Here is a 25,198-nt window from a genome sequence, read left to right on the forward strand (position 1 = left end):
TGCCCGATTTTATTTCACCAAAATTATAACATCAAATCTCGGTGACTCCTAAATGAGCATAGATATAAAATTGATTAAATCCTTTCAAATAGCCAAGCTAGGGCTGCTCCGGTGGTTTCTGCTAAGATACTAATGAGACGATAAAGAGCGATCGCACTAATCACCAAAGCCGCCGGAAAATGATATTGTAACAGTAACATCGCTGTGGTTTCAAATACTCCTAAACCACCAGGCGCACCAGGAACAACTAGCCCCAATACCCAAGCACAACTAAAAACCCCCACTAATAAGGGTATTTGCGCCCAATTTACAGAAGTTAACGCCAACATAGTTAAAATAAATCCAGCACACCTCAACCCTAAAAAAACTAATTCTCCTAATAATGGTTTCACCGGGTAACGTTTAATTATAAAACTATTAATTAATTGATTTTCTCCATTAGACTTCTTATTTTTCCACTTATCTAAAAGTTTAATAGCTGGATTTAAAAATCGAGGATGAAGTATACCCAAGACAATTATTAAACTCAGAAATTGCAGAATAATTAAATTAAATTTCAGATTATTAACAACAAGTTCACTACCAAATAAAACAATAATAATTAAAGCTGCTGCTAACATTAATAATGGTTCTAATAAAACACTTAAAGTAGCAATATTAGTAGGAATATTAACATTTTTAGCCGCCATAATTCGCCCGTAATAATGCCAAACATTCCCAGGTAAATATTTAGCAATATTCGTTTTTAAATAAACTTGAATAAATTCAATAGCAGATACAGATTGATTCAACTCTTTTAGTACCCAAGTCCAAATCCAACCCGCCCAAATATGTGCCAGTAAAGTTATAAATGTAGCAGCTACTAATATTAACCATCCATTTGCACTAATCCGAATAGCACTAACTCCCAACCAATTATCTTTTAACGCTTTCAACAAAAAAAATAGCGTACCACCTAAAATCAACCACCGAATAATTTTCTTCATTTTAGATTTATTGAAATATTCAGAAATATTCAGATCCCCGACTTCTTCAAGAAGTCGGGGATCTTGTTAATTGTGCCAACTTTCTAACGCTAACCGATGAATTTCTCGCCAAGGAATATTATTTTGTCTTGCTAATTCTGCACAATCTTCATATTCTGGCTGCACATTAGTAATCACCTTTTTTGTAGCTTTTCCTGTCCAGGCAACTTTTACAGATATTGTCCCATAAATAGTTTCCACCTTTTGCATTTCCCTTTGTAAAAATGACCGTTTTTGAGTAGTACGACGAATCCCCAAAGTGCTAGTTTCTCGAAACAACACATCCTCACAACTAGCTAAATTTTCAGGATGACAAATCACAGTTAATAAAATTCCAGTTCGTGACTTTTTCATCCCTATGGGTTGAGTAAAAACATCCACCGCACCCGCAGCAAATAAAGCCTCAAACACATAACCGAATACTTGCGGATTTAAATCATCTATTTGAGTTTCGAGGACAGTAATAGTTTCTAGATTTGGAGAATATTCCCCTAAATCAGAGTTATCAGTCTGTAAAGATTCATTTTCACCGTACCAGAGCCGTAGTATATTAGAAATGGGTAAATCTAGAGAACCCGCCCCTAATCCTATCTGTTTGATAGTCATTGGTGGTGGTGAACCGAAGTCTTGTACTAAGGTAGTAGCGATCGCCGCCCCCGTTGGTGTTACCAATTCTCTGTCAATACCATTGTTATAAACTGGACAACCCCGCATTTCCCACAACTTTAACACCGCTGGTACTGGTACAGCCATTCTTCCATGTGCCGCATTAACAGTACCACCTCCCGTTGGAAATGCAGAACAGTATAGCAAAGGCAACCCTGAGCGATCGCTATCAATACCCAACCAATCCAACCCTAAGCAAGTACCAACAATATCCACAATGGCATCCACAGCTCCCACTTCATGAAAATGAACTTTTTCCGGTGCGATGCCATGAACAGCCCCCTCTGCCACTGCTAACTGTCGGAAAACAGCTAAACTCCAAGCTTCCGCCCGCACTGGCAAATTCCCCTTGAGAATCATCTCCTCTATTTCTGGCAAATGACGGGTGTGGTGGTGATCATGTTCATTATGAGAATGATGATGGTGGTGATGAGAAACCAAATCCACATCAACCTTAGTCGCTTGTTGACCTTGACGGTGAACCAATTCCGCCCGTAATCGGTATTCTGCCTCAATTCCCAAGCCATTGAGTTTTTCCACCAAATACTCCACAGGCACACCGAGACTGACTAAAGCCCCCAAGCACATATCACCAGAAATCCCTGTTGGGCATTGAAGATAAGCGATTTTATTCATAAATTTATTTGTTAGTTGTCAGTTGTCAGTAGGGGCGAAGCATTTGGAAGATAAATTATCAGTCATTGCCAAAAATAGTTCTCCAAATGCTTCGCCCGTACAGTTAGTTGTCAATTGTTAGTAGGGGCGAAGCATTTGGAAGATAAATTATCGGTCATTGCCAAAAATAGTTCTCCAAATGCTTCGCCCGTACAGTTGTCAGTGGTAAAACTATTACCAATTACCAATTACCAATTACCCATTACCCATTACCCATTACCCATTACCCATTACCCATTACCAATAATCATTATGGCCAAAATATTCACCATTCATCCTGATAATCCTCAAAGCCGCCGAATAGAGGAAATAAAGTTAGCGCTATTAGGTGGCGCTATCATGCTCTACCCTACAGATACAGTTTACGCAATTGGTTGTGATTTGAATTCCAAGTCGGCGGTGGAAAGAGTGCGGCAAATCAAACAGTTAGCAAATGATAAACCACTGACATTTTTATGTCCCTCACTCTCCAATGTGGCGACTTATGCCTCCGTAAGTGATACAGCCTACCGGATTATGAAGCGGTTAATACCAGGACCCTACACATTTTTGCTCCCTGCTACCAAACTCGTACCACGACTAGTACAAAGTCCCAAACGCAAAACCACAGGAATTCGAGTGCCAAATCATCAGGTTTGTTTGGCATTAATGGAAGCATTAGGAAACCCGATTATTTCTACTTCGGCTCATATTAGAGCAAATGACGAAGACCAGGAAATAGTTGAGAACGGAAAACAACCAATTTTGACAAGGGTAGATTTATATGACCATTTGGATAAATTGGTAGATATCATTATTGACACTGCCGAAGAACCTACATATCAAGTGTCTACCATTTTAGATTTGACCGATGAAGAACCAGTTATTATTCGGAGAGGTTTAGGTTGGGAAGCCGTAGCTACTTGGGTTTAAGAATAAAGCTTTACAAGTGCAACCCCTTGTTTTGGACTCCGTTGCGCTAATTATATGATCACCTTACGCCAATTTTGAAATTGTCATCCTTCCAGGTGCTGTCATCCTTAGTCATGTAATCATGGCTACGCCATACAGGCTATCAGCCAATCTTACTATGACTAGGCTTTTGGCAATTTGGCAATTTGCCCTCACAGTGAATATCTTATATGCCATCTTTGATTTAGTTGCTAAAAACAAACCGACACAATTAACAAGCCCTTAACTTTGGAAATTTCCTACAGTATTTACATATCAGCAATCTAGTTGGTGAATTTTGAGGAATAAATCTCCAAAGACTTTCCCTCCTGAGACTGGCATTAAATACCGTATCTGCATTTGAGTTAAGGTGCAATACCAATTTTATAGAAAAGTCATGAAAGCTAACATCGCCAATCTGCCTAATTCTACATCTGCTTTTGATAGCTATATTTCTCTTGAAGAATTGTCTATTCCCACCAGTGATACATTGGTGCAACTTTTATCCCATGAGATGCAATCTCAAGTTAAATCCGCCACTTCAGGTGTACAAGATGTCGTTGGCCGCATAGCCAAAGAAGTAGAACGGATATGTGATAAAAGCTCTCGCATTCAAAACTCAGGACAAATTCAGTCTTGGCAAATTACTTTAGGAAGACATCGTTTACAAAAGTGTTTACGTTACTATCAACTTGGTTCTAAACAAGGACGGGTAGAATTACACAGCAGTTTGGGTGCAATTGTTTATCGTCACGTTACTGTTGCTGGCTCAGATTTAGGGTTTGAGGCTCGTTACAATCTGATTGAAGATTTTTTACAAGCTTTTTATATCGAAGCTATTAAAGCTTTTCGTCGAGAAACTGAATTACCTGAAAATTACACCCCTCGGACTCAGTTACAAGTAGCTGAATATATGGCGTTTACAGAACAATATGCCAAACGTCGGATTAATTTACCTGGTGGTGCTAATCAGCAATTAATTGTTTTACGCGCTCAAGGTTTTGCCCGTCGTCAACCCCAAGAAACTACTGTAGATATTGAAATGGCTGTGGATTCTGCGAAAACGGAAGAAGCAGAATCTTATCAACGCAATGTGGCAGTGCAGCAAATTCGCTCACAAATGATTGCTAAACCTGGTTTTGACCCTTCGGAAGAGTCGGAACGCAATCGAGTGATTACCGAATTAATGAAATATCTGGAGTCTCAAGGACAATCTGATTGTATGAATTACTTGACTCTCAAACTCCAGGATCTTTCTGCACCGGAAATTGATCAAATTCTGGGTTTAACTAGTCGTCAACGCGATTATTTGCAGCAAAGATTTAAATATCACGTTGAGAAGTTTGCCAAACAGCACCAATGGCAATTAGTTCATCAATGGTTAGGTGCTGGTTTAGAACATAAGTTAGGTTTATCTTCCCAGCAATGGGATATTTTTTGGCATCAACTTACACCACAGCAACAGCAAATTTTTGAGTTAAAAACTGCCTGTCAAAGTGATCTACTTATTTCTAAAGCTGTTCAATGTACTCCTAAACAACTCCAAAAACGCTGGACACAAATGTTGGAATTAGCATGGTCTATTCGTAACGGTCATGCTGAAGCTAAAAATAATTAAAGTCAATTCCGTAGGTTGGGTTGACGCAAGGAAACCCAACATTTTCATGGAAATGTTAGATTTTACAATGTTGGGTTTCACTGTTTTTTAGAATTTTGGGTTTTACCGTTTTTTAGAATTTTGGGTTTTACCGTTTTTTAGAATTTTGGGTTTTACCGTTTTTTAGAATTTTGGGTTTTACCGTTTTTTAGAATTTTGGGTTTTACCGTTTTTAACAATGTTGGGTTTTACCGTTTTTAGAATGTTGGGTTTCACTGTTTTAACAATGTTGGGTTTCACTGTTTTTAACAATGTTGGGTTTCACTGTTTTTAGAATGTTGGGTTTCACTGTTTTTAACAATGTTGGGTTTTACCGTTTTTAACAATGTTGGGTTTCACTGTTTTTAACAATGTTGGGTTTCACTGTTTTTAACAATGTTGGGTTTCACTTCGTTCTACCCAACCTACAATTTTTTATAAGAAGTTACTAATACTTCAGTGATTTTCCCTCGCTTTTGAGCATCAGAATTAATTGACCTCGCTGCTGATATGGTGTGAATATTAAAATCACTATAAAGATCACGAATAAATGGACAATCTGAATTAGATAGCATAACTTTTACACCTTTATTAGCTAATTTAATAAAAATATCTCTGAGTTTGATTTGTTGATTCTCGTCAAAACAAAAATTACTGTAAGCTGTAAAATTGCTAGTTTTATTTAGAGGATAATAGGGAGGATCAAAATAAACAAATTCATTACTACCAGTTGCATAATTTAGCACTTCATCAAAATTAGCTTGTTTGATTTCTACTTTTTTTAGGGATTCAGACGCTAATTTTAAAATTTCTTCTTGACAAATACCAGGATTTTTATATTTTCCCACAGGGACATTAAATTTACCCTGAGAATTAACCCGATAAAGTCCATTAAAACAAGTTTTATTCAGATAAATAAACCGAGCCGCTTTTTCTAAATCTGTCCCAGTATAAGAATTTCTCACATCATAATAATAATCTGAATTATGTCTTTGTTTATGTGCTTGCAGCAAAGTTATTAAGTCCTCAAGATCATCTCTAACGCACCGATAAGTAAGAATCAAATCTGCATTAATATCAGTTAAAACTGCTTTGGATGGTTGCAAATAGAAAAAAACTGCTCCCCCACCTAAAAATGGTTCATAATAAGTCTGATAATGCTGAGGAAAATAGTCTTTATATTGCGAAATTAATCTAGTCTTACCCCCAGCCCACTTTAAAAATGGCCGTGGGTAAGTTTGTTTAGGGATTTGACTTACCATCTACTTACGATTAAACTAAAAACTAACTAATCAATAAAGTTTATAATAAGGCAGTCTAAATTCAAATGTTTGATGGATTTTGGGATAACGTCTTTCGCTACCCTCGGTACTTGATTAGTATCGTCTTGGGTATTTTTCTAAACACCCTTGAGCCGCTGTTTCCATTCTTGAAACGTCCTGTGACGCTGATTGCTATTTTAGGCTTTTTTGCCGGTGGTCTTTTTTTCGTAACGCTTACCGTGCGGGCTATGCTGGGATTGAATCCAATCTAAACTAGAACTAAAAAAGGGTTGAGCTTATTGGACTGTTGCTGTTAATTTTATGCACCGTCCACTCTAATTTGCATTTAGAATCATGTTATTAAACCTCTGTGAGAAGGCGGAATTTATATGGCTACAAATCGCCGCGTTTCCCGCGTTGCTGAATTAATTAAACGGGAAGTTAGCCAAATGCTATTTAACGGTATTAAAGATGACCGTGTGGGCATGGGAATGGTCAGTGTTACTGATGTGGATGTTTCTGGTGATCTACAACACGCTACCATATTTGTAAGCATCTATGGAACTGAGGAAGCGAAGACGGAAACAATGGCTGGTTTAAAGTCAGCTACGGGTTACGTTCGCAGTGAGCTTGGCTCTAGGGTTAGATTAAGACGGACTCCAGAGGTAATTTTTGTGGAAGATCGTTCTATAGAACGAGGTACTAAAGTGCTGAGTTTGTTAAATCAACTGGAGCAAAAACGGACATTGTCAAGTATGGATGAGGGAGCAGAAGAGATGGCTGAATAATTGCGCTAAAGTTGACCAAAATATCCATAAATCTGGAACTTGTTGCTTGTTAAAACCATCTAGATGGTGATAATGGGCAATACCGTAATTCCCTATTTTTAGAGAATTACGGGTGTTGCAAATCCTGTGTCTGAGGGTAGAGGTCAAACGCCATAAGCCTATATATACTGATACAGTTAACCTCATAGCAAATCTAGTATAGCTTTAATAGTTTTTATACAAATTAATGTTAAAAAATGTTAAAAATAGAAATATCTAGGTTTGATTAGTAAACTTAACTGCTGTTATCTTAGGAATATCAAATTCAATTACCATGAATGTCACGCTTTCTTGACAAACTTAACATTTCTTTAGATAATTTAGAGGTGTATAGCGTCAAAATGATAATAGTTCCGTATAGCAAACTACAAAACCCTGAACACAGGTTTAATTATTGCCATCTTTGTTCCTCGTGCATAATAGGAACGCTATCTAAATGTATTTTTGATGTAATTTTGTGAGAAAAAAACCATGAGTGTGAATACGGTGCCTTCTATCAATTACAATTACTACTCTCTGAATGTTATTCAGGACGAAGCACGCCGACTGGTGGAAAGGGGAATGGTTGGCCGTCAACAGCCAATATATACACTTTGCCAGTTTATTCCGGCTAGAGAGTGGGTTTGTGTAGAATGTGAATTAGAGAAATGTGATTTTTTACTCCGCGATCGCATTGGTGATTTAATCGGACGTGAAGAGTGGGATAACGACTAATAATTTTGTTTTTTTAATAAACTACTGTTATTTTTAATTGTACTTGTTTGTAGTTTTTGGCTATAGACAGGTATATTTTTTTCTATTTTACTTAATTAATTTTATTTCGCGCAGAGGCGCTAAGGAGCAAAGGCGCAAAGAGGAAGAGAGAGAATTATTATTAGTCGGTTTTAACCGACTTTGGCTATTAGACAGGGAATTTATTCCCTGGATATCTTTAACAATAAATATAGATTATGTAGGGATACGAATAGCTGTTATCCCTACATAAACACTTTTTAACGCAAAATACAGCTATACGTAAGCTGTAAGAGAATCATTTTCGCTTGCTAGTGCTACGTCGGGCTTCGCGGGTTTCGTCTTCGAGACGACGGCGATCGCGCCAATCTGCTAATGTTAGATAAACAACACCACCAGTGACTCCTACTAGCAGCACTACACCAAATACGGCTAAAATACCCAAAAATGGACTTTCCACGATGCCTCTATAGTCCGTTGCGTCCCCAAACTACCATAGAAATAGACCAAGTAAACACAACTAACAGCGATACCCAACCCAGTGTCAAAATCATAGTTCTACTTTTCAAATAATTACAAAACGGCTCTAATATTCATCATACTGGGAAAACGCAGTGGATTTATTAACTATATTGGTAGGAGAGTTAGAAAAATTATGGAATTAATGGCAGAACGGTTAGAATCCCTCAAAGCGGGAGCAATTGGTAGCGTATCTTTAGGTTTAGCTTTCCTTAGCACTAGCTTTATTAATGTTTTATGGCTGGATAAGTATTTTCCCTTGGTTAGTTATGATAAAATTGATATAGTAAATTTACAGATATTATTAAATGGTGTTATCGCCGGGTTTTCTGGGTTTCTATTTGGTGTCACCTATCGCTATATTATCCGCGTAGATACCAATTCTCATCTCAAAACTGGTGGAGTTTGGGCCTTTGGTTTGGTGCGGGGTTTAACTCAAATAGAAGTTGGTTGGCATATAAATAATCCGGTTTTGCCTTTTTTAATCTTAGCAGGAGAAAGTATATTGTGGTTTGCCTTTGCTGCTTTTGCTTTAGATATTGCTATTTTACGAAAATGGCTCAAACCTTTTTCATGAATTGTCAGAATCAGGATATCCAGGATGAAAGGATGAACAGGATGAAAGTAAGTATTTTATCACCTATTATCAATTATCTATGAATAACTACTTTTTAATAATTGATCTTGAAGCTACTTGTTGTCATCAAAAGAGCATTCCCCGTCATATAATGGAAATTATTGAAATTGGTGCGGTAATGCTAAATCGTCAAACTTGGGAAATTGATGATGAGTTTCAACAATTTATTAAACCTGTGAGAAATCCTCAACTTACAGCTTTTTGCACAGAATTGACTAGTATTTCTCAGCAACAAGTTGACGCAGCACCGAATTTCCCAGAAGTGATGTCAAAATTAACTGATTGGATGAATTTATTTCCTAATAATATATTTTGTTCTTGGGGTAATTACGATAAATCGCAATTTATCCAAGATTGTAAATTTCATCATATTCCTTATCCTTTTGGTGCAGAACACAGAAATATTAAAACGGAATTTTCTGAATATTTAGGTGTATCTGATAAGTTTGGTATGGCACAAGCTTTGGAACATTTAGGAATGGAATTACAAGGTACACATCATCGAGGTATTGATGATGCTCGGAATATAGCAGCAATTTATCGTTATATACAAACTACTCAAAAAAGTGACTAATCCAAGACATTTAAGCAAGAATGGTGGGCATTACCCACCCTACAGAAAACAGATTTTATTTAAATGTTGTCCCATTCAAAATTATTGCATTTGAGATCTTATTAAGACTTGGAAATAGCATTAATAGTTTTTTCTAATGACTGTAATGATGCTAATAACTTGTCTTTTTGAGGTTTAGCAGCTTTGAGTTCTCCTGAAATTTCATCCATACTTTTTTCTACAGCGTCATAATTATTACGAGATTTAGCTTTGATTCCATCTTCTACTTCTTTCCAAGCATCTTCAAATTTGTCAAATTCTTTTTTGGCTTGAACAAAATTGCCAGCTTTAACTGCGGTTTTTGTTTTGGAGACTACAGCGAGTAAACCTGCATTACTTACTGTGGATTTTTGTCCTGGGACTTTTTCTGTAGAATTGGAAGTTGCTGCTGGGGTAGTTTCGGTGGCAGCTTGTTCGGGTTTATTACAACCTACTAAAGTCAGTAAGCTGATACTTGCAATAATTAACATCGGTTTGAAACTTTTCATAAGACCTCGCGGTAAGCGGGAAACTCAGTCACTTTAGTGCTGAGAGGGAAGCGACACGGGCGGTTTTAACCGCCGTAATAATTAGACTTGTTGATCTTAGAATCAACTTAACTTTTTTAACAGTGCATTGTCCTAATCTTTTCCAATTAGCGTCACTAACAGAGACTGCTTTTTCAGTATCTCCGCTAACCCAACCAAAGAAAGTTTTACTTCCTTGAGTGGCTTCCACAAAGTCACCTTTTCTAAAGCCATGACGAGTTGTAGTGCCTCCATATTTCCGACGATTACCACCTTCACTAAAAGTCATTAAATGGAGTTGTCTACGACTAATTGGAGGACGACGCACAATGGTGAATTGAGACTCTGTGATATCAACCCCTCCTATCCAAGATGCGCCATGATTTTTAGCACCTTCCCACGTCTGGTATTTAACAAATTCAGAACTTGCTAAGGCAACCGCATCAACTGCGTGTGTTTCTGGTATTTGCAAAGATTTATCGGATTTTTCTTTATGCAATCCCAGGTACTTACGAAGGTTTGAGGTTTCCCAGCCCTTCTTTAAAACGACATTTGTAAGTTTTGATAGTCGGCTAATTTGGTATCTCTGTCCAACCATGACGGGACTAAAGCCTTTGTTACCTCGTGCTTCAACCTCTTCAATAACAACTGTTTTTATTGGGTAAAGTTGGAGGAGTAAACTAATTACTCGATATTCCAAGTCTTTGTTTGCTCTAATACTTGGAGGCAACTTTGAGCCACGACGATTATCAAATCTTGCTTGACGATGATTGCGTTTGTTGAAAGATAGCTTTCTATTAATTCGCCTTCCTCGCCTATTACGCCGCATCATTGATCGTTGATCCATTCGGTCTTTGACCGTTTTGAAAGGCAAAACTAAATGCAACATTTGCAAGGTGAACTTTTTGGACTGAACCGCTATACCTGAAAAGAGTTTACCAGGGTCTAAACCAAGAACTATTTCTTGCGTTTCAGTATTACTTGATTCGGCTAATAACTGGACATAGAAAATGCCAAGTTTATCGAATTTGCCGATTGCTTTACCGCATTTGATCCATCGTCTTGCTCGACTAGGTTTAGTTGGCATTAATGGCGTATTGTCTACTGAAATTACGGGTACTCGCATAAAGAGATAATCCTTCGAGTAAAGTTTAATGTCCCTTCGCTCAACGCAATCAAGATGTCTTGGCTTTAACCAACGCTATTACAAGATAGCTTGAAGATAATCCGAACTAGAGAAGTATTCGGAAGTTCGTACCAAATTGCGTCTCAATGAGCTAGTCAAACACGTAAGTCTTGATTTCTTACAAGCTCAGTCCCTTTAGGGCTGAGTTATTGACACTGTCAACTCCTAATGGATATTTTTATTTGTACCGCTCTAATATTTCCCATGATAAAACAGCAAATGTCAAGAACTCGGAAAGGACAACGTGGCAATTTGCTAGGAAATACTTTGCAATATCCATCTAATGATGGTCTGGTCAGGATAAAAATCGTTAAATGGGATGATTTTGTAGTTATGGAAGTGGCGGATACTGGTATTGGTGTCGCCTCTAATAGTGCAGCATGGTCATAAGCCTATGAGTGGGAACGCTCTGCTCAGAATAACAGTTTTAAGAGATTTTTAAGATAAATTTTGGGGATTTATTGGCGATCGCTATATGTACTCTGCACGCTACGTGGACGTGAAAACAAAACTTTTATCATGACTCATAAAATTGCACTCCAATCTATTACAGGGTTATCCGCATTAACCGCGAGCGATCGCCTCAAACAAGAAGGATATAATGAGTTACCATCTAGCAAACATCGTCAAATCTGGGAAATTGCCTTAGAAATCTTCAAAGAGCCAATTTTTCTCCTGTTATTAGGTTGTGGTATCATTTATTTGTTTTTGGGTGATGCTCAGGAAGCGTTGATTTTGTTAGGTTTCATCTTGTTTATTGTCGGCATCAACTTATACCAAGAACAAAAAACAGAAAAATCCCTGGAAGCATTACGGGATCTTTCTAGTCCCCGTGCATTGGTGATTCGTGATGGTGAACGTCAACGGATTGCGGGACGGGAAGTAGTTGGAGAAGATGTGATTGTTTTGTCAGAGGGTGATAGAGTTCCTGCGGATGCTGTGGTGATGTGGTCTACCCATTTGAGCGTGGATGAATCTCTATTAACCGGTGAATCTTTACCCGTTCGCAAGCAATCAGTAGAAGATAGCACCGATTTAGAAAACACCATGAGAACAGCCACCCAGCACCGTCCTGGTGGTGAAGATCTACCTTTTGTCTATTCAGGAACGTTGATAGTTCAAGGTCAGGGAATTGCCCAAGTCTATGCCACAGGTATGCAGACGGAAATGGGTAAAATTGGGAAGGCCTTGCAAACTGTGGAACAGGAGGACACGGTTTTGCAACGGGAAACTCGAAAAATTGTCAGTAAATTGACCTTTGTAGCGATCGCTATTTGCGTGGCTGTCATCGTTATTTACGGTGCAACTAGGAACGATTGGCTACAAGGAATTTTAGCAGGTTTGGCGCTGGCAATGGCGATTTTGCCCAATGAAATTCCTGTGGTCTTGGCAATTTTCCTGGCTTTAGGTGCTTGGAGATTTTCCCAGGCTAGGGTTTTAACTCGGCGTGTTCCCGTAGTAGAAACACTGGGTTCTGCGACTATTCTTTGTGTAGATAAAACCGGAACGCTGACTTTTAATCGGATGTCAGTGCAGCAATTATTTGTGTATGAACCTAAAACACTAAGTCCCCAATTTTACGATGTTGCTCTCCATGAAAGAGAAGCCCTGCCAGAAACTTTTCATGAATTAATCGAATTTGGGATTTTAGCCAGTCGCAAAGACCCTTTCGACCCCATGGAAAAAGCCTTGAAACAGGTTGGTGATGACTATTTAGCCAGAACCGAACATTTACATCAAGATTGGGAAATACTGCGGGAATATCCCCTCAACGGTCAATTATTAGCCATGTCCTGTGTGTGGCAATCTCCAGAAGATAAGTTAGTAGTTGCTACCAAAGGAGCGCCCGAAGCGATCGCTGATCTTTGTCATTTTAACACCCAACAAAGACAAAATTTAGAACAACAAATTAATAAAATGGCTGCTGCTGGTTTGCGTGTTTTAGGTGTAGCCAAAGTCATTGGCCAACATCAAAAAAATAAAACCCTCAAATCTCTTCCTGAAGCCCAACATGACTTTGAATTTGCCTTTTTAGGAATGCTAGGCATGGCTGACCCCGTGCGCCCAACTGTTGCCCCAGCTATTGCCGAATGTTACACTGCTGGTATTCGGGTAGTAATGATTACAGGTGATTATCCCGCCACAGCCCAAAATATTGCCCGCCAAATCGGTCTAAAACCTGCCACAGAAGTAATTACCGGGGCAGAACTGGAAACAATGCCAGAAGGTGAATTACTGTCTCGCATTCAAACCGTGAATATCTTCGCGCGGGTTGTTCCCGAACAAAAATTACTGATTGTGAACGCCCTCAAACGCTGCGGTGAAATCGTGGCTATGACTGGAGATGGTGTCAATGATGCCCCAGCTTTGAAAGCCGCAGATATCGGTATTGCTATGGGGGAAAGGGGTACAGATGTTGCCCGTGAAGCTGCGGATTTAGTTTTGTTAGATGATGATTTTTCTGCCATTGTCCAATCTGTGAGGCTCGGACGACGAGTATTTGATAACCTCAAAAAAGGGATGGCTTATACTTTGGCGGTTCACATTCCGATTGCGGGAATGTCCTTGATTCCGGTAATATTTCACTGGCCGCTGGTGCTACTGCCGATTCACATTGCTTTTTTACATTTAATTATTGACCCGGCTTGTACTGTAGTATTTGAGGCTGAACCAGAAGAAAGCAATATCATGAACCGTCCACCCCGCAATCCTAGAGAGTCATTATTCAGCCGTCGGACTTTGAAATTAGCACTGCTGCAAGGGGTAGCTGTGTTGGTGGTGCTGGTGGTTGTATTTGGTGTGGCTTTTTACTCTGGACATGGAGAATTTGATGCTCGCGCTTTGGCTTTTACTACTTTAATTGTCTCGAATTTGAGTATGATTTTGAGTAATCGTTCTTGGTCGCGGACTATTCCTGAAATGTTACGCACTCCTAATGCTGCACTTTGGTGGGTATTAGGTGGTGGTGTGGTGTTTATGGGACTGGTGCTTTATGTTCCTGTGTTACGCCATTTATTCCGGTTCTCTTTTCTGCATTTTGATGATTTGTTAGTTAGTCTCACTTCTGGGGTTTTTAGTATTTTGTGGTTTGAAGGATTGAAGGTTTGGCGACGCAGATAATTAAGATGTTTCGCGCAAAGAGGCAAAGGAGCAAAGGCGCAAAGGTAATACTAATCTCTTAATTCATCTGCGTTTATCTGCGTTCATCTGCGTTTAATAATTTTATTCTATTTCGGAGGATTACTGTGAAAAAAGCATTTCGTAAATATCATCGGATTATTGGCATTATTGTTTGTGTCCCACTTTTATTAACTGTGTTGACGGGAATGTTAGCTACTGTTGTTAAGGAATGGCCGATTAATATTGGACTTTCTTCTCGATTGATGTTGGAAATTCATACTGGGGAAATTTTTCATTTACAGGCAATTTATCCGATTTTGAATGGTTTTGGATTAATCGGTTTGTTGGTGACGGGTATGAGTATGTCGGGTTTGTTTAATCAAAGGAGAAAACCTAATATCAATAATTAAATGCGGATGAATTAATGGATTTATTTGACTTCTGTGACTCGCCAGCTTAGTTTTAGGTTAACCCAAAAGTTCCAAATTGTGGCAACTGCGATCGCTATTAATTTGGCTATATACTGGTTCATACCTAAGTTATTAAATAGGAAATTGACTACTAAGGTTTGGATGATTATCCCAGCTAAACAGACTATATTGAACTTCCAGAATCTTTTGAAACGCTGGCGTTTTCCTGTCTGTTTTCGGGAAATATCCCCAAATGTCCACAAATCATTCCAAAGAAAATTATTGAGAATTGCTACTTCGGCTGAAAAAATTGTACTGCGAGTTAAACCCATGTTAATCACGGTACGCATGATATGAAATATGGTTAAATCTACAAATACGCCACTAAGTCCCACTGCACCAAATCTGAGAAATCGTCCCATAGGGAAGTTAACTTTTTGACGAATTTTTCCTATTCTTCCAGTAGATAACCGTAAGCGAATTAGGTGTTGAATATAGTCTACATATTGTTTCCACGTCACTTTGCTTTCTCCTTCTGTTCGTTCGCGGAATACATAACCGGCTTCGGCAATTTCTCCTACCTGTCCCCGACCAATGACTTCTAAAAGAATTTTGTACCCTATGGGGTTAAGTGTGGTATTAGCGATCGCACTTCGTCTTACCATAAAATAACCACTCATTGGGTCACTAACTCTCCCTAAAACTCCCGGTAAAATCACTAATCCTAATACCTGCGCCCCCCGCGATAAAAAGCGTCTAATTACACTCCAGCTACTCACACCACCACCGTCTACATGACGACTAGCTAAGGCTAAATCAGCCCCTTCTTCGATTTTCTGCAACAGTTGTGTTAATACTTCTGGAGGATGCTGCAAATCGCCATCAATCACGCCCAATACACGCCCTGTAGCCGCTTGCCAGCCACGGATTACTGCTGAAGATAGTCCCCGTTCTTCTTGACGACGCATGACCCGTAATTGGGGATAATCTGATATGAGAGATTGTGCTATTTCCCAAGTTCGGTCAGGGCTATCATCATCTACTATAATGAGTTCATAATTACCAGGAATAGCTTTATCCAATAACCCACTTAATATATTGACTACATTTTCGATATTGTCACGTTCTTTATAAGTAGGAATTACTACAGATAAGAGAATGGGATTGTTTTCAGCTATTTCCTGGGGTGTAAATTCAGAAATCCTCAATACACCTGTAGGAACTGCTAACAAAGAATTGGATGAGTTTATATTCATAAAATCAACAATAAATTTTAAATTCCTAAATAGCCTATATAAAGGTTACCTCTCCACAGAGTACAATACTCTTGGTATGATACAAACAATTGCTGAGTTTTGATCAAAAAAATAATATTTAAAAGTTCCAAATTTCAATTTATTGTGAAACTTAAATAAGTTGTTTATATTTAATCACCTGTGACTACTATAACTGTTGGTTCTATTCTTCAATCTGCTTTGACAGAGTATAATATATCCTCTAATGAGGGAGTATTTTTACTAAAACAAACTGACCCACAAGCGATCGCTCAAATTCAGTCTACAGCAAATCAACTCCGGCAGAAACAAGTTGGCAATACTGTTACTTACATAATTAATCGCAATATTAATTTTACTAACATTTGTGAGCAACATTGCAGTTTTTGTGCTTTCCGCCGGGATGACGGTGATCCAGATGCTTACTGGTTAAATTCGGCGCAGATTTTGGAAAAAGCTACAGATGCAGTGCGTCGAGGAGCAACGGAAATATGTATGCAAGGGGGATTACACCCACAAGCGCAAATTAATGGTAAGTCTTTACCCTATTATCTCAAACTGGTAAAAACCATTAAGGACGAATTTCCTCACTTACATTTACACGCTTTTTCGCCCCAAGAAGTCCAATTTATTGCCAGATTAGATGGAATTTCTTATACAGATGTGATTACAGCTTTGCGAGATGCTGGTGTCGGTTCTATGCCCGGAACAGCCGCAGAAGTGTTAGATGATGACGTGAGACGGGTATTGTGTCCAGAAAAGATTGATACAGCAACTTGGCTAGAAATTGTCAGTACAGCCCATCAATTAGGTGTACCTACTACCAGCACAATGTTATCTGGACATATTGAAACTCCAGAACAGCAAATTGGCCATTTAGAAAAATTGCGATCGCTCCAACAAACAGCCATAGAAAAAGGTTATCCTGCAAGAATTACCGAATTTATTGTCTTACCCTTCGTTGGACAAGAAGCCCCCAAATCCCTCCGCAAAAAGGTAGGAAGAGATCAACCAGTTCTCGCTGATTCCCTGTTATTAATGGCTGTAGCCAGAATTTATCTCGGAAATTATATCCCTAATCATCAACCAAGCTGGGTAAAATTAGGGCTAGATGGTGCTACAGAAGCCTTAAATTGGGGTTGTAATGATATCGGTGGCACGTTAATGGAAGAACACATTACCACCATGGCCGGGGCTGTGGGTGGGACTTGTATGGAAGTGGAAACTTTACAAAGGGCGATCGCATCTTTAGAAAGACCTTACCAACAACGGGATACTTTGTATCGGGTAATGGGTGATTGGTAATGGGTGATTGGTAATGGGTGATTGGTAATGGGTGATTGGTAATGGGTAGGAGTTTTCTTGAAGTTTTAAGTTTTAACTCCTATCCCCCATATACCAATCCAAGATAGGATGGATTTTGATTTACTTGTTTTTTTACTTAATGCTTATGAAAAGCTATTGGTCGCGTCTGCTTTCTCTAGTTTTAGTGTTAGTTATCGGTTTGGTTGGCTGTGGTGGTGGTAGTCCAGATAGTTTAACTGGGGATTATCGTCAAGATACCTTAGCTGTAGTCAATACTTTGAAACAAGCCCTAGAATTACCACAAGATTCTCCCGATAAAGCCGCCCTTCAAGCAGAAGCCCGTCTAAAAATCAATGACTTTTCGGCTCGCTACCAGCGGAATACTTCTGTTGCAACTCTTGGCTCTTTTACAACTATGCGAACAGCCCTAAATTCCCTTGCAGGACACTACAGTTCTTATCCTAATCGTCCCGTTCCTGAAAAGCTGAAAAAACGTCTAGATGCAGAATTTAAACAAGTAGAAGCATCGTTACGACGTGGTGCTTAATCTATTCTTCAAGGATTGTTTTTTAATAACTACAATTAAATACAAACTTCCTTGAAAGCAGGAATTAACAAAGTCAGAATGCGAATCAGGGGATCTCACAAACCCAAAGATCCCCAACTTTAGTTATCTTGAATTAAACTGTTAGAAAAGCGCAGTCAAAGTGGTGATATGGCAATTCAGTCAACAGCAGAAATTTTATTTCAAACTGCTTATGAAAGTCGTTACACTTGGGATGAACACTTTCCTGGTTATGCTGCCGATGTGCAACTGTTACAGGAAGATGAAGTTTATACTGGTAAAATTCAGATTAATCGTAACTTGAATGTAGAAATTACAGAAGTTGCAGATAAACAAATAGAAGCCGGAATTGATATTCAGTTACAGGAAATAATTACCCGCTGTCAAAGAAGCGATTTTCAAAGTTTTTACCGTCAACATGAGTTTAGTTTGGGTGAAATAGCCGAAAAAGATGCAGTTACGGTTTTTGTAAAAAGTGAAAATACTGATTCTCACTATCAAATCCGTAACCAAAAAATATATCAGGAAGTTCGGGTAATGAGTCGGATGGCTTTGGAGATTAATTCTGGGGAATTCCTAGATACAGACTCCGGTTATATCCCTTCTGCTTATGATGTGGTTTTTCGTAACTCGCATACAGGTGATATTAATAGCATTCTCAAATTTACAGATACATATCAAAAATTTGGTAATCATTACATTTTAACGAAGCAGGTGGTGGCAGAATATGAAGATGGAAAAACTACAACTCCTCAATCAATTACTGAGTTTGTTTATTCTCATATAAAGCTACTGGAATAGGCAAGAGGCAAGAGGCAATAGGCAAGAGGCAAGGAGCAAGAGGCAAGGAGCAAGAGGCAAGGAGCAAGAGGCAAGGAGCAGGGAGCAGGGAGCAGGGAGCAGGGGAGAAAAATATTCTTTTGCAACTGACAACTGACAACTGACAACTGTACGGGCGAAGCATTTGGAGAACTATTTTTGGCAATGACCGATAATTTATCTTCCAAATGCTAACAACTGTACGGGCGAAGCATTTGGAGAACTATTTTTGGCAATGACCGATAATTTATCTTCCAAATGCTAACAACTGTACGGGCGAAGCATTTGGAGAACTATTTTTGGCAATGACCGATAATTTATCTTCCAAATGCTAACAACTGTACGGGCGAAGCATTTGGAGAACTATTTTTGGCAATGACCGATAATTTATCTTCCAAATGCTAACAACTGTACGGGCGAAGCATTTGGAGAACTATTTTTGGCAATGACCGATAATTTATCTTCCAAATGCTTCGCCCCTACTGACAACTGACCAATTATCCATTTCCAGCCTAAACTAGATAATTAGCAACTTGGATAATTACCAATTTATTTACTAAGCAGGTCTAAAAGAATGGAACTAACGCTAGAAAATGTAGAAACCGTATTAGACGAGATGCGCCCTTATCTCATTTCTGATGGTGGTAACGTGGAAATTGTAGAATTGGATGGACCGATTGTTAAACTCCGATTACAGGGTGCTTGTGGTTCTTGTCCTAGTTCTACTATGACTCTGAGAATGGGAATTGAACGCCGTCTCAAAGAAATGATTCCCGAAATTTCTGAGATAGAACAAATCATGTAAATCACTGGTAATGGGTAATGGGGAAAGAGGTAATTGGTAAGATATACTTGTCAACTGTTCCCCGTTATCTATTTCCCCTCACCTACTCTTTTGTATATTATATGTCTCATCCTTTGCACGTTGCGGTTATCTGGCATCAACATCAACCGTTGTACAAGTCTCCTGAAAATGGTAGTTCTTTGGTGACTAGTCAGCAATATCGCTTGCCTTGGGTACGGTTACATGGAACTAAGGATTATTTGGATTTAGTATTATTGTTAGAGAAGTATCCTAAGTTACACCAAACTGTGAATTTAGTGCCTTCATTAATCTTGCAAATAGAAGATTATGTTGCAGGTACGGCTTTTGACCCTTATTTAACTGCTAGTTTAACGTCGGTAGAAAAGTTGACTCGTGAACAAAAGGAGTTTATTGTTCAACATTTCTTTGATGCTAACCATCATACTTTGATTGATCCTCATCCTCGTTATGCCGAATTATATTATCAAAGACAGGAACAAGGACAAAGTTGGTGTTTAGCAAATTGGCAGTTATCAGATTATGGTGATTTATTAGCTTGGCATAATTTAGCTTGGATTGATCCTTTATTCTGGAATGATCCAGAAATTGCTGCATGGTTAGCACAAGGACGTAATTTTAGTTTAGGCGATCGCCAGCGCATTTATTCCAAACAACGGCAAATTCTCAGCCAGATTATTCCCCAACATCGGAAAATGCAGAAAAGTGGACAATTAGAAGTTACCACGACTCCCTACACTCACCCGATTTTACCTTTATTGGCTGATACTAACGCCGGACGGGTAGCTGTGCCACAAATGACATTACCCAAACAGCGGTTTCAGTGGGTGGAAGATATTCCTCGACATTTACAAAAATCCTGGGATTTATATATAGATAGGTTTGGACAAGATCCTAGAGGTTTATGGCCTTCCGAACAGTCCGTTAGTCCGGAAATTTTACCGTATATTATTAAACAAGGCTTTAAATGGATTTGTTCAGATGAAGCCGTTTTAGGTTGGTCATTAAAACACTTTTTTCATCGTGACGCTGCGGGAAATGTCCAAGAACCAGAATTGCTTTATCGTCCCTATCGTCTGCAAACTCCAGCAGGTGAAGTGGCGATTGTTTTCCGTGATCATAGACTATCAGATTTAATTGGCTTTACCTACGGGTCTATGCCAGCAAAAAAAGCCGCAGCAGATTTAGTGGGACATTTGCAAGCTATTGCTAAACAACAAAAAGAAAGTAACGACGATCAACCTTGGTTAGTTACAATTGCCCTAGATGGGGAAAATTGTTGGGAATTTTATCCCCAAGATGGGAAAGAATTCCTAGAAACATTATACGAAAGTTTGAGTAATCAATCCAATATCAAACTTGTCACTGTTTCCGAATTCATTGAAAAACACCCACCCACCGCAACTATTCCCGCTGCACAACTCCATAGCGGTTCTTGGGTAGATGGCAATTTTACCACATGGATCGGAGATCCAGTTAAAAACCGCGCCTGGGACTATCTCACCGCAGCCAGACAAGTCTTAGCAAATCATCCCGAAGCCACAGAAGAAAACAATCCCGCAGCTTGGGAAGCATTATACGCTGCTGAAGGTTCAGACTGGTTTTGGTGGTTTGGAGAAGGACATTCTTCCAATCAAGATGCCATTTTTGACCAATTATTTCGGGAACATCTCTATGGCATTTACAAAGCCTTAAATGAACCCATACCCCCATATCTGCACACTCCGCTGGAAATCCATGAAGCCCGCGCAGACCATAAACCACAAGGCTTTATTCATCCGATCATAGATGGTAAAGGTGATGAACAGGATTGGGATAAAGCCGGACGCATTGAAGTTGGTGGTGCAAGGGGAACAATGCACAATAGCAGCACTATTCAACGTTTATGGTATGGGGTAGACCATTTGAACTTTTATGTGCGAGTAGATTTTAAAACTGGCGCTGTTCCTGGTCAGGATTTACCACCAGATTTACACCTACTTTGGTATTATCCAGATAGAACAATGGTGAATAGTTCCATACCTCTAGCAGAAGTACCGGACAGCGCACCTTTAAATTATCTATTTCACCATCATTTAGAAGTGAATTTACTCAGTCAATCTGTGCAGTTTCGAGCAGCAGGAGACGATCATTTATGGTATCCTCGTGCTACTCGCGCCCAAGTTGCGTTAGGTTCTTGTTTAGAAATAGCAGTACCTTGGGCTGATTTGCAAGTCCCTCCAGATTATCCTCTGCGGTTGATTTTGGTGTCTTCTGATGATGGTTGTTTTTCTGGTTATGTGCCGGAAAATGGTTTGATTCCGATTGATGTTCCTTAGTGGAGATGATTCCCGGTTTTTTTGATCGGGAGTCTAAATTTTTTATCTCACGCAAAGGCGCAAAGGCGCAAAGGAAGAGTTATATTTTGTATTTTTGGTGAAAGTTGGACTAGAATCTTTGTTCAGCCGTCTTCATGCGGATTTTTTCTTGGCCATTTTCGGGCAGTTTTTGGGTTTTGTACAAGATGATTTATAATAATGATTATCATTTTTGGTGAGTTATATTATGTCGTCTGAAAACTCGTCTACGGATAACCTCTTGCATCTTTCTCAGCGTCCTCGTCGTCTCCGTCGGACTGAAACTTTACGGAAAATGGTACGGGAAACTACTTTAAGTGTGGATGATCTGATTTATCCCATCTTTGTTATGGAGGGGGAAGAAGAAAAAGTAGAAATCGCTTCTATGCCAGGATGTTATCGCTATTCTCTAGATTTACTCCTGGAAGAAATTGCGGAAGTGTCACGGTTGGGTATTAATGCTGTTGCGCTTTTCCCGGTTATCCCAGAAGATCAAAAGGACGACACAGGTACAGAAAGCTACAATCCAGAGGGATTAATCCAGGAAACTGTTAAAGCTATTAAAAAAGCAGTCCCGGAAATCTTGATTATTACTGATGTAGCCCTTGACCCTTTTACTACTCATGGTCATGATGGTTTGGTTGATGAAAATGGCAAAATTCTCAATGATCCAACTTTAGAAGTGTTAGTCAAAATGGCACTTTCCCAAGCAGAAGCGGGAACTGATTTTGTTGCCCCTTCTGATATGATGGATGGTAGAATTGGGGCAATTCGCACGGCTTTAGATGCTGAAGGTTATATCAATGTAGGGATTTTGGCATACTCCGCAAAATATGCCTCTGCCTATTATGGACCATTCCGGGATGCTTTGGATTCTGCTCCCAAATTTGGCGATAAAAAAACCTATCAAATGGACGCAGCTAACGCGAAAGAAGCTTTAAAGGAAATTGAATTGGATATTGCTGAAGGTGCAGACATCATTATGGTCAAACCCGCATTAGCCTATCTAGATATAATCTGTCAGGTAAAAGCAGCTACAAATTTACCAGTCGCAGCTTATAACGTGAGTGGTGAATACGCCATGATTAAAGCGGCTGCTCAATATGGTTGGATTGATGAAAAAAAGGTGATTTTAGAGACTTTAACCAGTATGAAACGGGCTGGTGCTGATTTGATTTTAACTTACTTTGCCAAGGAAGTGGCTTTGATGTTGATGTAATGGTTGCCAGTCCTTATCTCCCTATTATCTATTATCATGGGTGGTTTAGCAGCTTTGCAAGTTGGTCCGACAGCCAGAAATTTATCCGGTGCAAGAATGGCTTGTGAAAAAATTGTCCCAGCGATCGTTAAGCCCAGTGTATCTTTTTCTCATAGTATCACTGAAGTTAAAGCCAGCTAACAACACTTCAAAATATTTTCCCCAAAATCAACTCCGAAATTAGTAACATTCACACCTTTTTGCGCTAGACTGATAACGATTCTCATTTTTGTTTGATATGGTCAGTTCATTAACCCAGTCTCAAGACAGCTTGAACCTGCACGAAGACGACAAACTTACACGAATTCGTCACACCAGCGCCCATATCATGGCAATGGCGGTACAAAGACTATTTCCAGGGACTAAGGTAGCAATTGGACCTGTCACAGAAATTGGATTTTACTACGATTTTGATTGTCCAGTCAGCATCACCCCTGATGACTTAGGCAAAATTGCAATCGAAATGCAACGGATAATCAAAGTTAACCTACCTATTATCCGGGAAGAGGTGGAACGAGCCGAAATTCGCGCCGAAATTGCCGAATTAAACGAGCCTTACAAGCTAGGAATCTTAGAACGTATACCCGAATCAGAAATTATCACCCGCTACTTCATTGGTACTCCTGAAACTGGTAATTCAGAAACTTCATTGTTTGTCACAGATATTCAACCAGCGAATAACTATTGGTGGGATTTGTGTGCGGGTCCTCACATTAACTTTACTGGTGAAATTGATCCTCATGCCTTTAAATTATTAAATGTTGCTGGTGCTTATTGGCAAGGTGATGAAACTAAACCTCAGCTACAACGGATTTACGGGACAGCTTGGCAAACAAAAGCAGAATTAGCAGCTTACCTCCAACTAAGAGAAGAAGCCCTCCGTCGAGATCATCGCAAGTTAGGTCAAGAACTTAATTTATTTAGTATTCAAGAAGAAGCCGGTGGTGGTTTAGTATTTTGGCATCCCAATGGCGCAATTATTCGCTACATAATTGAAGATTATTGGCGCGAAGCTCATCTAGAATCTGGTTATCAATTACTGTATACACCTCATATAGCCAATCTCAACCTATGGAAAACATCGGGTCATTTTGACTTTTATCAAGAAAGTATGTTTGACTCGATGGATGTGGAAAATCAGGCTTATCAAATTAAGCCCATGAATTGCCCTTTTCATGTTCTAACTTATAAACATCAACTTCATTCCTATCGAGAATTACCATTAAGATGGGCAGAATTAGGAACAGTTTATCGTTACGAACGATCTGGAGCATTACATGGTTTAATGCGAGTCAGAGGATTTACTCAAGATGATGCTCATATCTTCTGTTTACCTGACCAAATTGCTGATGAGATATTAGGAGTTTTAAATCTCACTGAGCAGATTTTATCAGATTTTGGTTTTAAAGAATATGAGGTCAATCTTTCTACCCGTCCTGATAAATCAGTCGGAACTGATGATGTTTGGGAATTAGCCACAACAGCACTAGAACAAGCTTTAAATACTAAAGGCTGGAATTATGTTGTTGATGCAGGTGGTGGAGCTTTCTATGGACCAAAGATAGACATTAAAATAAAAGATGCTATTGGTCGTTTGTGGCAATGTTCAACTATTCAGGTAGATTTTAATTTGCCAGAAAGGTTTGATATGGAATATATTGCTGCTGATGGTAGTCGGCAAAGACCAATTATGATTCATCGGGCTATTTTTGGTTCTTTGGAACGCTTTTTTGGCATTTTAATTGAGAACTATGCAGGGGATTTTCCCTTGTGGTTAGCACCTGTACAATTGCGGTTGTTACCTGTAAGTGATGACTTTCGAGAATATGCAAAATCAGTAGCAACAGACTTGAAAAAAGCCGGATTTAGGGTAGAAGTAGATAGCAGTGGTGAACGTTTAGGCAAACAAATTCGCATAGCACAATTAGAAAAAATTCCCGTTGTTGCTGTTGTTGGTAAGAAAGAAGTAGAAAGCAAAACTTTGAGTATTAGAAGTAGACAAGCTGGAGATTTAGGAATTCTGACTTTAACTGAACTTGTAGATCATTTACAAGGAGCAAAAGATTAGGATCAA

At 39.1% G+C, this 25,198-nt stretch carries 26 protein-coding genes and 1 pseudogene; 18 read left to right on the plus strand and 9 right to left on the minus strand.

The genetic code is table 11. The annotated features are described in order from the left end of the window. Positions 1 to 74 precede the first annotated feature (74 nt). Positions 75 to 986 (minus strand): lysylphosphatidylglycerol synthase domain-containing protein, encoded by a 912-nt coding sequence (locus tag BMF77_RS07480; RefSeq protein ID WP_148761824.1) that lies wholly within the window; start codon positions 984 to 986, stop codon positions 75 to 77. Between the two features lie 66 nt (positions 987 to 1,052). Next, the gene (larC, locus tag BMF77_RS07485; RefSeq protein WP_148761826.1) at positions 1,053 to 2,327 is read right to left on the minus strand and encodes a nickel pincer cofactor biosynthesis protein LarC; all 1,275 of its coding nucleotides are present in this window, start codon (positions 2,325 to 2,327) and stop codon (positions 1,053 to 1,055) included. Between the two features lie 291 nt (positions 2,328 to 2,618). On the opposite strand from larC, the gene BMF77_RS07495 reads away from it, so the two are divergent. Both BMF77_RS07495 and BMF77_RS07500 read left to right on the plus strand, forming a co-directional pair. Then, a complete protein-coding gene (locus tag BMF77_RS07495; protein WP_041458287.1) occupies positions 2,619 to 3,278 on the plus strand; it encodes an L-threonylcarbamoyladenylate synthase in 660 nt (219 codons plus the stop codon). Positions 3,279 to 3,693: 415 nt separating this feature from the next. Further along, complete coding sequence (locus BMF77_RS07500) at positions 3,694 to 4,914, plus strand: HetZ-related protein (RefSeq protein ID WP_015079324.1); 1,221 nt, start codon at positions 3,694 to 3,696, stop codon at positions 4,912 to 4,914. A gap of 443 nt (positions 4,915 to 5,357) precedes the next feature. Here BMF77_RS07500 and BMF77_RS07505 read toward each other — a convergent pair whose 3' ends face one another. Beyond that, a complete protein-coding gene (locus tag BMF77_RS07505; RefSeq protein WP_148761828.1) occupies positions 5,358 to 6,194 on the minus strand; it encodes a DNA adenine methylase in 837 nt (278 codons plus the stop codon). Positions 6,195 to 6,259: 65 nt separating this feature from the next. On the opposite strand from BMF77_RS07505, the gene BMF77_RS07510 reads away from it, so the two are divergent. The 3 genes from BMF77_RS07510 (at position 6,260) to BMF77_RS07520 (ending at position 7,735) form a co-directional block, all read left to right on the plus strand. Continuing rightward, on the plus strand, positions 6,260 to 6,466 hold the full coding sequence (locus tag BMF77_RS07510) for a DUF751 family protein (RefSeq protein WP_015079326.1): 207 nt from the start codon (positions 6,260 to 6,262) through the stop codon (positions 6,464 to 6,466). Positions 6,467 to 6,583: 117 nt separating this feature from the next. Then, positions 6,584 to 6,982 (plus strand): 30S ribosome-binding factor RbfA, encoded by a 399-nt coding sequence (rbfA, locus tag BMF77_RS07515; protein ID WP_148761830.1) that lies wholly within the window; start codon positions 6,584 to 6,586, stop codon positions 6,980 to 6,982. Between the two features lie 510 nt (positions 6,983 to 7,492). After that, positions 7,493 to 7,735, plus strand: coding sequence for a DUF4327 family protein (locus BMF77_RS07520; protein ID WP_015079328.1), 243 nt, complete (start codon positions 7,493 to 7,495; stop codon positions 7,733 to 7,735). A 316-nt stretch (positions 7,736 to 8,051) separates the two neighbouring features. On the opposite strand, the gene BMF77_RS26590 is transcribed toward BMF77_RS07520, so the two are convergent. Both BMF77_RS26590 and petN read right to left on the minus strand, forming a co-directional pair. After that, positions 8,052 to 8,213: a hypothetical protein gene (locus tag BMF77_RS26590; RefSeq protein ID WP_015079329.1), complete on the minus strand. Its 162-nt coding sequence runs from the start codon at positions 8,211 to 8,213 to the stop codon at positions 8,052 to 8,054. 7 nt (positions 8,214 to 8,220) lie between these two features. Then, complete coding sequence (gene petN / locus BMF77_RS07525; RefSeq protein WP_013189847.1) at positions 8,221 to 8,307, minus strand: cytochrome b6-f complex subunit PetN; 87 nt, start codon at positions 8,305 to 8,307, stop codon at positions 8,221 to 8,223. A gap of 101 nt (positions 8,308 to 8,408) precedes the next feature. Here petN and BMF77_RS07530 point away from each other — a divergent pair, with 101 nt between their 5' ends. Both BMF77_RS07530 and BMF77_RS07535 read left to right on the plus strand, forming a co-directional pair. Beyond that, entirely contained in the window at positions 8,409 to 8,849 is a 441-nt protein-coding gene (locus BMF77_RS07530) for a hypothetical protein (protein ID WP_148761832.1), read from the plus strand. 79 nt (positions 8,850 to 8,928) lie between these two features. Then, a complete protein-coding gene (locus BMF77_RS07535) occupies positions 8,929 to 9,483 on the plus strand; it encodes a 3'-5' exonuclease (protein WP_148761834.1) in 555 nt (184 codons plus the stop codon). A 101-nt stretch (positions 9,484 to 9,584) separates the two neighbouring features. Here BMF77_RS07535 and BMF77_RS07540 read toward each other — a convergent pair whose 3' ends face one another. Both BMF77_RS07540 and BMF77_RS07545 read right to left on the minus strand, forming a co-directional pair. Beyond that, positions 9,585 to 10,010 carry a DUF4363 domain-containing protein gene (locus tag BMF77_RS07540; RefSeq protein WP_148761836.1) on the minus strand — a complete coding sequence of 142 codons (426 nt, stop codon included), beginning with the start codon at positions 10,008 to 10,010 and terminating at the stop codon, positions 9,585 to 9,587. A 28-nt stretch (positions 10,011 to 10,038) separates the two neighbouring features. Beyond that, positions 10,039 to 11,154 carry an RRXRR domain-containing protein gene (locus BMF77_RS07545; protein ID WP_015078910.1) on the minus strand — a complete coding sequence of 372 codons (1,116 nt, stop codon included), beginning with the start codon at positions 11,152 to 11,154 and terminating at the stop codon, positions 10,039 to 10,041. 279 nt (positions 11,155 to 11,433) lie between these two features. Here BMF77_RS07545 and BMF77_RS07550 point away from each other — a divergent pair, with 279 nt between their 5' ends. The 3 genes from BMF77_RS07550 to BMF77_RS07560 all read left to right on the plus strand — a co-directional run bounded on the left by BMF77_RS07550 (position 11,434) and on the right by BMF77_RS07560 (position 14,744). Further along, a complete protein-coding gene (locus BMF77_RS07550; protein ID WP_148761838.1) occupies positions 11,434 to 11,604 on the plus strand; it encodes an ATP-binding protein in 171 nt (56 codons plus the stop codon). Between the two features lie 129 nt (positions 11,605 to 11,733). Continuing rightward, entirely contained in the window at positions 11,734 to 14,334 is a 2,601-nt protein-coding gene (locus BMF77_RS07555; RefSeq protein WP_148761840.1) for a cation-translocating P-type ATPase, read from the plus strand. 125 nt (positions 14,335 to 14,459) lie between these two features. Then, positions 14,460 to 14,744: a peptidase gene (locus BMF77_RS07560; RefSeq protein WP_148761842.1), complete on the plus strand. Its 285-nt coding sequence runs from the start codon at positions 14,460 to 14,462 to the stop codon at positions 14,742 to 14,744. A 20-nt stretch (positions 14,745 to 14,764) separates the two neighbouring features. Here BMF77_RS07560 and BMF77_RS07565 read toward each other — a convergent pair whose 3' ends face one another. Beyond that, complete coding sequence (locus BMF77_RS07565) at positions 14,765 to 16,000, minus strand: glycosyltransferase family 2 protein (RefSeq protein ID WP_148761844.1); 1,236 nt, start codon at positions 15,998 to 16,000, stop codon at positions 14,765 to 14,767. A 180-nt stretch (positions 16,001 to 16,180) separates the two neighbouring features. On the opposite strand from BMF77_RS07565, the gene cofH reads away from it, so the two are divergent. The 3 genes from cofH to BMF77_RS07580 all read left to right on the plus strand — a co-directional run bounded on the left by cofH (position 16,181) and on the right by BMF77_RS07580 (position 18,689). After that, a complete protein-coding gene (gene cofH, locus BMF77_RS07570) occupies positions 16,181 to 17,323 on the plus strand; it encodes a 7,8-didemethyl-8-hydroxy-5-deazariboflavin synthase subunit CofH (RefSeq protein WP_148761846.1) in 1,143 nt (380 codons plus the stop codon). A gap of 139 nt (positions 17,324 to 17,462) precedes the next feature. Beyond that, positions 17,463 to 17,870, plus strand: a complete 408-nt coding sequence (gene psb27 / locus BMF77_RS07575) for a photosystem II protein Psb27 (protein WP_210422312.1) — start codon at positions 17,463 to 17,465, stop codon at positions 17,868 to 17,870. 168 nt (positions 17,871 to 18,038) lie between these two features. Then, on the plus strand, positions 18,039 to 18,689 hold the full coding sequence (locus BMF77_RS07580) for a DUF3386 domain-containing protein (RefSeq protein WP_148761850.1): 651 nt from the start codon (positions 18,039 to 18,041) through the stop codon (positions 18,687 to 18,689). Here BMF77_RS07580 and BMF77_RS27225 read toward each other — a convergent pair. Beyond that, a complete protein-coding gene (locus BMF77_RS27225) occupies positions 18,668 to 18,895 on the minus strand; it encodes a hypothetical protein (protein ID WP_148761852.1) in 228 nt (75 codons plus the stop codon). The two genes, BMF77_RS07580 and BMF77_RS27225, sit on opposite strands and share 22 nt — an antisense overlap. Positions 18,896 to 19,281: 386 nt before the next feature. On the opposite strand from BMF77_RS27225, the gene BMF77_RS07590 reads away from it, so the two are divergent. From BMF77_RS07590 to thrS, 5 genes and pseudogenes are all read left to right on the plus strand, one after another. Continuing rightward, on the plus strand, positions 19,282 to 19,512 hold the full coding sequence (locus BMF77_RS07590; RefSeq protein WP_148761854.1) for a NifU family protein: 231 nt from the start codon (positions 19,282 to 19,284) through the stop codon (positions 19,510 to 19,512). Between the two features lie 101 nt (positions 19,513 to 19,613). Further along, a complete protein-coding gene (locus BMF77_RS07595; protein ID WP_148766850.1) occupies positions 19,614 to 21,848 on the plus strand; it encodes a glycoside hydrolase in 2,235 nt (744 codons plus the stop codon). 226 nt (positions 21,849 to 22,074) lie between these two features. After that, positions 22,075 to 23,085 (plus strand): porphobilinogen synthase, encoded by a 1,011-nt coding sequence (hemB, locus tag BMF77_RS07600; RefSeq protein ID WP_148761856.1) that lies wholly within the window; start codon positions 22,075 to 22,077, stop codon positions 23,083 to 23,085. A gap of 3 nt (positions 23,086 to 23,088) precedes the next feature. Continuing rightward, a pseudogene (locus tag BMF77_RS07605) lies at positions 23,089 to 23,265 on the plus strand (FAD-dependent oxidoreductase); the annotation flags it as partial. Between the two features lie 97 nt (positions 23,266 to 23,362). Beyond that, positions 23,363 to 25,192 carry a threonine--tRNA ligase gene (gene thrS / locus BMF77_RS07610; RefSeq protein ID WP_148761858.1) on the plus strand — a complete coding sequence of 610 codons (1,830 nt, stop codon included), beginning with the start codon at positions 23,363 to 23,365 and terminating at the stop codon, positions 25,190 to 25,192. Positions 25,193 to 25,198: the final 6 nt, after the last annotated feature.

Source organism: Dolichospermum sp. UHCC 0315A (genome assembly GCF_008121535.1).
Lineage (GTDB): Bacteria > Cyanobacteriota > Cyanobacteriia > Cyanobacteriales > Nostocaceae > Dolichospermum > Dolichospermum lemmermannii.

Bases quoted from the DNA above. Each gene is read 5' to 3' on its own strand.
- BMF77_RS07555 (WP_148761840.1), top strand. From the start codon at position 11,734: ATGACTCATAAAATTGCACTCCAATCTATTACAGGGTTATCCGCATTA.
- petN (WP_013189847.1), bottom strand. From the start codon at position 8,307: ATGATTTTGACACTGGGTTGGGTATCGCTGTTAGTTGTGTTTACTTGG.
- BMF77_RS07580 (WP_148761850.1), top strand. From the start codon at position 18,039: ATGGCAATTCAGTCAACAGCAGAAATTTTATTTCAAACTGCTTATGAA.
- BMF77_RS07480 (WP_148761824.1), bottom strand. From the start codon at position 986: ATGAAGAAAATTATTCGGTGGTTGATTTTAGGTGGTACGCTATTTTTT.
- BMF77_RS07590 (WP_148761854.1), top strand. From the start codon at position 19,282: ATGGAACTAACGCTAGAAAATGTAGAAACCGTATTAGACGAGATGCGC.
- BMF77_RS07520 (WP_015079328.1), top strand. From the start codon at position 7,493: ATGAGTGTGAATACGGTGCCTTCTATCAATTACAATTACTACTCTCTG.
- BMF77_RS07500 (WP_015079324.1), top strand. From the start codon at position 3,694: ATGAAAGCTAACATCGCCAATCTGCCTAATTCTACATCTGCTTTTGAT.
- BMF77_RS07540 (WP_148761836.1), bottom strand. From the start codon at position 10,010: ATGAAAAGTTTCAAACCGATGTTAATTATTGCAAGTATCAGCTTACTG.
- BMF77_RS07505 (WP_148761828.1), bottom strand. From the start codon at position 6,194: ATGGTAAGTCAAATCCCTAAACAAACTTACCCACGGCCATTTTTAAAG.
- BMF77_RS07545 (WP_015078910.1), bottom strand. From the start codon at position 11,154: ATGCGAGTACCCGTAATTTCAGTAGACAATACGCCATTAATGCCAACT.
- BMF77_RS07595 (WP_148766850.1), top strand. From the start codon at position 19,614: ATGTCTCATCCTTTGCACGTTGCGGTTATCTGGCATCAACATCAACCG.
- rbfA (WP_148761830.1), top strand. From the start codon at position 6,584: ATGGCTACAAATCGCCGCGTTTCCCGCGTTGCTGAATTAATTAAACGG.
- psb27 (WP_210422312.1), top strand. From the start codon at position 17,463: ATGCTTATGAAAAGCTATTGGTCGCGTCTGCTTTCTCTAGTTTTAGTG.
- BMF77_RS07550 (WP_148761838.1), top strand. From the start codon at position 11,434: ATGTCAAGAACTCGGAAAGGACAACGTGGCAATTTGCTAGGAAATACT.
- BMF77_RS07530 (WP_148761832.1), top strand. From the start codon at position 8,409: ATGGAATTAATGGCAGAACGGTTAGAATCCCTCAAAGCGGGAGCAATT.
- BMF77_RS07495 (WP_041458287.1), top strand. From the start codon at position 2,619: ATGGCCAAAATATTCACCATTCATCCTGATAATCCTCAAAGCCGCCGA.
- larC (WP_148761826.1), bottom strand. From the start codon at position 2,327: ATGAATAAAATCGCTTATCTTCAATGCCCAACAGGGATTTCTGGTGAT.
- BMF77_RS07510 (WP_015079326.1), top strand. From the start codon at position 6,260: ATGTTTGATGGATTTTGGGATAACGTCTTTCGCTACCCTCGGTACTTG.
- BMF77_RS07535 (WP_148761834.1), top strand. From the start codon at position 8,929: ATGAATAACTACTTTTTAATAATTGATCTTGAAGCTACTTGTTGTCAT.
- thrS (WP_148761858.1), top strand. From the start codon at position 23,363: ATGGTCAGTTCATTAACCCAGTCTCAAGACAGCTTGAACCTGCACGAA.
- BMF77_RS07565 (WP_148761844.1), bottom strand. From the start codon at position 16,000: ATGAATATAAACTCATCCAATTCTTTGTTAGCAGTTCCTACAGGTGTA.
- hemB (WP_148761856.1), top strand. From the start codon at position 22,075: ATGTCGTCTGAAAACTCGTCTACGGATAACCTCTTGCATCTTTCTCAG.